This window comes from uncultured Candidatus Puniceispirillum sp., assembly GCF_963979125.1.
Taxonomy (GTDB): Bacteria; Pseudomonadota; Alphaproteobacteria; order Puniceispirillales; family Puniceispirillaceae; genus Puniceispirillum.
Map to the genome: position 1 here is coordinate 1 of NZ_CAXBVX010000093.1, position 7,735 is coordinate 7,735.

Annotated in this window: 11 protein-coding genes; 10 read left to right on the forward strand and 1 reads right to left on the reverse strand. The window is 47.7% G+C overall.

Translation table 11 applies throughout. The features are described 5' to 3' along the window. Positions 1-400 (reverse strand): iron-sulfur cluster assembly scaffold protein (locus ABNT28_RS08870; protein ID WP_332924195.1); only part of this gene is annotated, 400 nt, incomplete at its 3' end. Positions 401-790: 390 nt separating this feature from the next. On the opposite strand from ABNT28_RS08870, the gene ABNT28_RS08875 reads away from it, so the two are divergent. From ABNT28_RS08875 to ABNT28_RS08920, 10 genes are all read left to right on the forward strand, one after another. Then, on the forward strand, positions 791-1,288 hold the full coding sequence (locus ABNT28_RS08875; protein WP_348721416.1) for a Na+/H+ antiporter subunit E: 498 nt from the start codon (positions 791-793) through the stop codon (positions 1,286-1,288). Then, positions 1,285-1,572, forward strand: a complete 288-nt coding sequence (locus ABNT28_RS08880) for a monovalent cation/H+ antiporter complex subunit F (RefSeq protein WP_332924193.1) — start codon at positions 1,285-1,287, stop codon at positions 1,570-1,572. Before ABNT28_RS08875 ends, ABNT28_RS08880 begins: the two co-directional genes overlap by 4 nt. Further along, on the forward strand, positions 1,565-1,930 hold the full coding sequence (mnhG, locus tag ABNT28_RS08885; protein ID WP_332924192.1) for a monovalent cation/H(+) antiporter subunit G: 366 nt from the start codon (positions 1,565-1,567) through the stop codon (positions 1,928-1,930). Before ABNT28_RS08880 ends, mnhG begins: the two co-directional genes overlap by 8 nt. Beyond that, on the forward strand, positions 1,927-2,490 hold the full coding sequence (locus tag ABNT28_RS08890; protein WP_332924191.1) for a DUF4040 domain-containing protein: 564 nt from the start codon (positions 1,927-1,929) through the stop codon (positions 2,488-2,490). Before mnhG ends, ABNT28_RS08890 begins: the two co-directional genes overlap by 4 nt. Before the next feature lie 2 nt (positions 2,491-2,492). Continuing rightward, the gene (locus ABNT28_RS08895; protein WP_332924190.1) at positions 2,493-2,918 is read left to right on the forward strand and encodes a Na(+)/H(+) antiporter subunit B; all 426 of its coding nucleotides are present in this window, start codon (positions 2,493-2,495) and stop codon (positions 2,916-2,918) included. Further along, positions 2,915-3,340, forward strand: coding sequence for a cation:proton antiporter subunit C (locus ABNT28_RS08900; protein ID WP_332924189.1), 426 nt, complete (start codon positions 2,915-2,917; stop codon positions 3,338-3,340). The genes ABNT28_RS08895 and ABNT28_RS08900 overlap by 4 nt, the downstream gene beginning before the upstream one ends. Then, complete coding sequence (locus tag ABNT28_RS08905; RefSeq protein ID WP_348721417.1) at positions 3,330-4,829, forward strand: monovalent cation/H+ antiporter subunit D family protein; 1,500 nt, start codon at positions 3,330-3,332, stop codon at positions 4,827-4,829. The genes ABNT28_RS08900 and ABNT28_RS08905 overlap by 11 nt, the downstream gene beginning before the upstream one ends. Then, positions 4,829-6,283, forward strand: a complete 1,455-nt coding sequence (locus ABNT28_RS08910) for a proton-conducting transporter membrane subunit (RefSeq protein WP_348721418.1) — start codon at positions 4,829-4,831, stop codon at positions 6,281-6,283. The genes ABNT28_RS08905 and ABNT28_RS08910 overlap by 1 nt, the downstream gene beginning before the upstream one ends. Continuing rightward, complete coding sequence (locus tag ABNT28_RS08915; RefSeq protein WP_332923630.1) at positions 6,280-6,564, forward strand: hypothetical protein; 285 nt, start codon at positions 6,280-6,282, stop codon at positions 6,562-6,564. Before ABNT28_RS08910 ends, ABNT28_RS08915 begins: the two co-directional genes overlap by 4 nt. Further along, the coding region (locus ABNT28_RS08920; protein ID WP_348721419.1) for a proton-conducting transporter membrane subunit at positions 6,554-7,735 on the forward strand (1,182 nt) is incomplete at its 3' end. The genes ABNT28_RS08915 and ABNT28_RS08920, both read left to right, overlap by 11 nt.

Genomic DNA, 7,735 nt, shown 5'->3' on the forward strand with positions numbered 1-7,735 from the left:
CGTCAAAAGCCAGCAATACACATTTATGTCTGTTGCTTATGTCTTTGACTGGCGCAAAAGCTGCAAAGCGGTTGACGTGATCATCGTCTGTCTCACTTTGGTCATTTGCCCCGGACGTTAGAAACGCATTTAGCTGTGCCCCTAACGTTGTTGTCTCAGCAATATCTCCATTTTGTGCGCATTCAAGCAATAGGCCAGCTCCGGCCTCGCACAGGGCGCATCCTTTTACATGAACACTGATATTTGCGATGTGGTCGGCCTTGACAGCGATAGACACGCTTACCTTGTCGCCACAAACAGGATTGTTGCATGTGGCAGACTGGGATGGCGTAAAATCAAGGGTGCTAGCACGCGCACGGTGCGCTAGTGACAGTATCTGCTTTTGGTATAAAGCGTCCACTAGCGCTCCCATCAATGAAAATCAAAATTGCTATAATGTCTAGGCTGTTTGAATTAGCCAGCGTTAATGATCATGGCAGCCACAGCCACAGCCGCGCATACATATGTAACGATAACCATCCAATGCATTTTTTCATATACATTTTCCTCGGGCACGTGGTCCGGACGAGGTTTTGTATTCGATACAGGTTTGGTGGCCATTTGCAATTCCTTATAGGGCTATTTGCCGTTATTGTTAGGTTGTTTAAATTATCGTGAAGCTAGATAATTTGCAAGGACGTTGCTACGGAAAAAAAATAACAATTTTTCAAACTAAATCAAGCTGGCAAGCATTGATACTCGCACAAATATCTCTATTATAAGATTTCTTATTTTGAGGTGTGCATAGTCTATGATGCGTGTTGTTCTTCTATTTTTGATACTTTTTGCCGGATGGCTTTTAATGTCTGGGCATTACACGCCGCTTATCACCTCATTAGGGGTTCTAAGCTGTGCATTATGTGCGTGGTTGTCATGGCGTATTGGTGCTAGCGATCACGAAGGACTGCCAACACATATATTTGCCAGATTACCTGCATATTTGCTGTGGCTTTTACGTGAAATTATAATGTCGAACATAGCCACTGCCAAAATCATTCTGTTTGGCGGGGCGAAGCCAGAAATTTTTGAAGTGTCAGCGTCGCAACACACAGCCGCTGGTCTTGCTACCTATGCCAATTCGATCACATTAACGCCAGGTACCGTAACCATAGATATTCATGAAAGCGCATCATCGACCTTTATTATTCATGCGCTTCATAGCGATTTTGGTGATGATGTTCGTAGCGGTGAGATGGATCGCCGCGTTACTGGTTTGGAAGATGTGCCTAAAGCGGAGGCAGGATCATGATGATGGTAGCTGCATTGGTGGCATGTGCTGTTTGTATTGTGCTGGCGCTGATCCGAACTGGCTTTGGGCCAACAGCCTTTGACCGTATTCTGGCTGTTAATGCGATTGGTACAATTATCATTCTGGCAATAGCTCTGCATGGATTTGTCATGAATCGCCCTGAATTTATTGATATTTCCATTCTGTATGCGGTGATTAATTTTATCGGTACATTCGCTGTTCTAAAACTTTTCAGCACAGGAAGCCTTGGTGATGCAAAGCGTGGAGGGGACGGAAATGATTGATACAGTCATTCCCATTTTGTCATCATTGTGCCTGTTCATCGGCATTGTAGCTTTGCTGATAGGCAGTATTGGTCTGCTTCGGCTTCCTGATGTCTATAGCCGTATGCATGCCGTAGGTATGGTGGACACGGCTGGTGTCGGCTTTTTAATTCTTGGAATGATGTTGCATGCGGGATTAACATTGGTAACGGTCAAATTGGTTTTTATCGGTATCTTTCTATTTTTTACCAGTCCAATTGCTGGCCATGCCGTTGTGCAAGCTGCCTATAAGTTTGGTGTAAAGCCCGAAGGCGAAAGCAAACTACCTAGCAAGTCTTCGACACCCACGCGTTCTGCGAAAAAGAGTAAAGCCAAATGACGGGTCTTTTCATCAATATTTTTCTGATGTGTCTGTTGGTTGTGATAGCCGTAATGGTCGTACGCACAGGCCGGCTTTTTGCTGTGATTGTGATGTCTGGTGCCTATTCCCTGATTTCAGCGGCGTTTTTTGTCAACCTTGATGCGGTTGATGTTGCCTTTACCGAAGCGGCTGTAGGTGCTGGTATTTCATCAGTCTTGTTTCTTGCCGCTATGGCCTATTTGCCTGCCGAGGAAAAACCTGCAACGCATAATAATCTGGCAGCTTTTATGATTTGTGGTATTGCCGGCCTGCTTCTTGTAGCGGCGGCGGCGCATTTGCCCGCGATTGGGGATCCGAATGCGCCTGCACATGTGCATGTTGCCCCACGCTATCTGGCAGAAAGTGGCGAGGTTCTGCATATTCCGAATGTCGTGACCACGGTTCTGGCAAGCTATCGCGGTTTTGATACGCTTGGGGAAACGATAGTTGTATTTACTGCGGGTCTGGGCGTTTTGTTGCTGCTGGCTGGTGTTACGCGCACGCGCAAGCATAAATCAGACAAAAAGAAAGCAGGTTAGATATGCAGAATAACCCTGTTTTCCGTGTTGTTGCCAAAATTCTTTTTGCACCCATCATCATGTTCGGTTTGTATGTCCAGTTCCATGGCGATTACGGCCCTGGTGGCGGTTTTCAGGCGGGGGTGATCATTGCGTCGGCGTTCATTTTGCATGGCCTTGTGTTTGGTCTTGATGCAGGGCGCAAACTGGTATCAACCAAAGTCAATGTTGTGCTGATGTCTCTGGGGGTTCTGCTGTATGGGGCTGTGGGTATAGTGGGCATTCTAAATGGGGGTTACTTCCTCGATTATACCGCTTTGACAGGTGATGTTGGCAGTGGGCAGCATATCGGTATTTTGCTGGTTGAATTGGGTGTAGGACTGACAGTTACCAGTGTCATGCTGGCGCTATTTCATGCGTTTGCAGGTTTTGTCGAGGGCAAGTCATGAGTATGCTGGCTATCGCTGATCTGTGGAATTATTACGTCGTCATTTTCTTGATGATGGCAGGTTTGTTCGTGGTGATTTCAAGACAGAATTTGGTCAAAAAGCTTGTCGGTTTGTCCATTTTCCAGACCTCGGTATTTTTGTTCTATATCACGCTTGGAAAGATGGCAGGCGGCACCGCGCCAATTCTTATGGATGATCCGTCGGCGGTTTATTCAAATCCGTTGCCGCATGTGCTGATTTTGACGGCGATTGTGGTTGGGGTGGCAACAACTGCGTTGGGGCTAGCGCTGGTTTTGCGCATAAACGAAGCCTTTGGATCAATCGAAGAAGGTGTACTTCTGGCGGCGAAAGCCGAAGCCGCGCTTGAGCGACCAAACCGGCGGCGCACGGCGGTGAAGGACAGCAAACATCATGACAGCTAGTTATCTGATACAGAATTTGCCAGCTTTACTTGTGGCGATACCGCTTTTGCTGGCGGCCATTGTTACATTGATTCCTGTGCCAGCTTTTGCGTGGATCATTAGCCTTGCGGCTGTGGGCGCTAGTTTTGTCATTGCCTTGTTATTGCATAGTGTGACGCTGACGGGCGTTGAAATATCCTATTATCTTGGCAATTGGGAGCCACCATGGGGTATTGAATTTGTCGTTGATTCAGCAACCAGCATGACATTGGCCATCATGATGGGGCTGGCCTTTGTTGCGACATTGGCAGCACGGCATTTGATACCAGCTGAAATTGCAGAGGCTGACTGTGGCAAGACCTATGCTGCTTGGTTGCTTGTATGCGGCGGATTATCAGGTCTGGTAATGACCGCTGATGCTTTTAACCTGTTTGTTTTTCTGGAAATTTCGGCGTTATCGTCGGTTATATTGATTGCAATGGGGGCTGGAACTGACCGACGTAGCCTTATCGCCGCTTTTAATTATCTGATCATTGGTGCTGTAGGGGCGACCTTTTACGTAATCGGCATCGGTTTTGTCTATGCGGTGACTGGCACATTGAATATGGCTGATCTGGCACTGCGGTTGCCTGAGATTGAACATAGCATTGTCATATTCGTTGGGTTTGGCTTTATGATAGCAGGTATTCTGGTCAAGGCGGCTGTTTTCCCTGTTCATATTTGGCTACCTGCCGCTTATAGCTATGCGCCTTCGGCAGTATCGGTTCTGCTGGCGGCGATTGCCACAAAGGCATCGATTTATGTGCTGGCGCGTTTGATATTTACAGTATTTGGCGGTTTTGCCGACATGATTGGTTCGGCGTTAACAATGGTGATCATACCCTTGTCGGTGATGGGCATTTTTGTTGGCACGATCATGGCAATTTATGAATCCGACATTAAAAAATTACTTGCCCAGTCATCAATCGCACAGATTGGCTATATCACTTTGGGATTTGGGCTTGCGTCAAAATCAGGTGTCGCCGCCGGTTTCATTCATATCGGTAATCATGCAATCATCAAAGGTGGCTTGTTTATGGCGGTTGCAGGCTTTTTTACAGCGATGCGAAACCGTGTTGACCTTAATAGCCTGACCGGAATGGGACATCGGATGCCGATTACCGCGACAGCGTTTGTTGTTTGTGGCCTGTCATTGATCGGTTTGCCGCTGACAGCTGGGTTTATATCGAAACTGTATCTGGTACGGGCGATGCTGGAAACTGACAGCTACCTTTTGGTTGCCATAGTGCTGGCCAGTAGCGCGCTATCAGTGATTTACCTGTGGAAAATTATTGAGGTTATGTGGATGCAACCAGCCGCCCAAAACGCCCCAAAGCTTGATGAAAATCCGGCAGTTTATATGCCTTTATGGATTTTGGTGGCGCTGAATTTATGGTTTGGCATTGATGCAAGCTGGATGGTTACAAGCGCAGATGCTGCCGCCAAGGCGTTGATCGGAGCGGGCTTGTGATGATGTCTTCAGATTCAGCCATTATTCTTGGTCTTTTGGCACCGTTAATTGTCGCACTGTTAACGCCGTTTCTGGCGGTACGCACAACATGGCGGGATGCAGCAGGCCCAATAGGCGCGGTTGTGACGTTATTTGCCGCCATACATGTGGCGATTGATGTTCTGGCCGGAAATGTGCCAACCCTAGTTGTCGCCAGTTTTGCCGATGGCATTTCACTGACATTTGCGGTTACGCCGCTTGGCGCCATTTTTGGCCTCGTCGCATCAGGTTTATGGATTCTGGCGGCGATCTTTTCGGTTGGCTATATGCGCGGCAATCATGAAAAACAGCAAACCCGTTTTGCCGCCTTTTATGCTGTAGCGGTGCATGCGGCACTGGCCATTGCATGGTCTGGCAATCTGCTGGTGCTGTTTATTTTTTACGAAATACTGACCTTTTCCACCTATCCATTGGTGACGCATAAGGAATCAAAAGTCGCACGTAATGCAGGTCGGCTATATATGGGTATTCTGGTGGGAACATCAGTGGTGTTGCTGTTACCAGCGGTGATCTGGGTCTGGCTGGCTACAGGGACGCTTGATTTCCAGCAAGGCGGCATTTTGGAAGGCTTTATCAGCCCACAAGCCGCGCCTTATCTTTTGGCATTATTTGCCTTTGGCATTGGAAAAGCCGCTTTGATGCCGTTTCATCGCTGGTTGCCAGCAGCCATGGTCGCGCCAACGCCCGTTTCAGCCCTGCTTCATGCCGTGGCTGTTGTGAAGGCAGGTGTTTTCACCATGTTGACTGTGGTTGTCTATATTTTTGGAACAGATTTCTTGAGCTCAAGTGGGGCTTCAGACTGGCTAGTATGGCTTGCCTCATTCACCATTCTGGCATCAAGCTTTGTGGCGATCACCAAGGACGATATTAAGGCACGTCTGGCATATTCAACGATCAGTCAGCTTTCATATATTGTGTTAGGTGCGGCGCTAGCTTCGGCCATAGCGGTTCAGGGCGCCGCGTTGCATATTGTCATGCATGCTGCAGGTAAAATTACCTTGTTCTTCTGTGCTGGGGCTATTTATGTATGCGCCCATGTTACCAAAGTTTCCGATCTTGACGGGCAGGGACCTGAATTGAAATGGGTTTTTGGTGCTTTTTGCCTCGGTGCTTTGTCGATTATTGGTATCCCCCCGTTGGGAGGTAGCTGGTCAAAGTTCTATTTGATGGTTGGTGCGGTTGATAGCGGTATGCTGTTTGTGTTGGGTGTGCTTGGTCTGTCGTCGCTATTGAATATCTATTATCTGCTTGAGCCTGTTTCACGTGCCTTTTTCAAACCAAAGATCAAAGACCTTGAAATTACGCTTCATCCGCTGGTTATTATACCGCCTGTTGTGACGGCGGCGTTATCCTTGTTATTGTTTTTCTTTGTTGATCCTTTTGCAAATCTTGCGTCTATGATGGTGTCGCCATGACCAAATCACCCTCAAAAGTTCAGATGGACCTGGCGCGGCTTGGTAGTCGATTTACCCGCTTTTTGCTGGTCATAGCCGCCATTTTGCTGGTGTTGGAATTTATTGTGCATCGACATGGTGAAACACATATAGAAGAAAGTTTCATGTTTCCGGCGATATACGGTTTCATAGCTTTTGTTTTCATTGTTGAAGTCGGCAAATTGCTACGTCGTCTGATCATGCGTGACGAACACTATTACGCTGATGAAGAAGATGCCGAGGGAGACCACCATGTTCGCTAGTCTGCCGCCCGGCATTATCATGTTGCTTGGTGCCTGTGCAGTGCCATTCATACCCCATGTTTCGCGCCAGCTATGGATGCTGGTGATGATTGGTCTATCTGCATGGGGTTTATCCACGGGCGAGGGTATCCATGCGATCTGGCATGTGATGGGTTATGAGTTGATCCTGTATCGTGCTGATGCGTTGACTTTGCCATTTGGTATTATTTTCCATTTAGCTGCCGCTTTGAACGTTATCTATAGCTGGCATGACCAGAAATGGCAGGAACATACAGCGTCTTTGTCCTATGCAGGTGCGGCCATTGCGGCGTTACATGCTGGTGATTTGATCACGCTTTTCATCTGGTGGGAAGCCACCGCCATTACGTCGGTTTTTCTGATCCTTGCATCCAACACCGAACGCGCCCGCAAAGCGTCAATGCGCTATTTGATCTTTCAGGTAACAAGTGGCGTTCTGTTGTTATGTGGAGCGGCTATTCTGGCGGCAAACGGGCAGTCAATTCTGTTTGAAAAAATGGAACTGGGCAGTCTGGCAAGTTGGTTTATTTTCATAGCCTTGGGTATCAAGGCAGCTTTTCCGTTTCTTAATGGTTGGCTTCAGGACGCCTATCCCGAAGCCACGCCGACGGGCACTGTAGCGTTATCCGCCTTTACGACGAAACTGGCGATTTATGCATTGGCACGGGCATTTCCGGGTACAGAATATCTGATATGGATTGGCGCTTCGATGACAGCACTGCCGGTATTTTTTGCTGTTATTGAAAATGACCTGCGGCGGGTTTTGGCGTTCAGCCTGAACAACCAACTTGGGTTTATGGTTGTAGCAGTGGGTATTGGCAGTGAATTGGCGATTAATGGCGCGGTAGCACATGCCTTTGTGCATATTATCTATAAGGCGCTGCTGTTTATGAGTATGGGAGCTGTTCTGCATCAGGTAGGGACGATCAAGGCTTCAGCCCTTGGTGGTCTTTATCGGCAGATGCCATTTACTATGGTTTGCTGTGTCATTGGCGCCATGTCGATTTCGGCTTTTCCACTATTTAGTGGTTTTGTTGCCAAATCGCTGACCATGTCCGCGCTTGGTGATACTGGCATTGTCTGGGCTTATTTCGTGTTGTTATTTGCGTCGGCTGGTGTGCTGGAGCATTCAGGTATCAAGATACCCTATTTT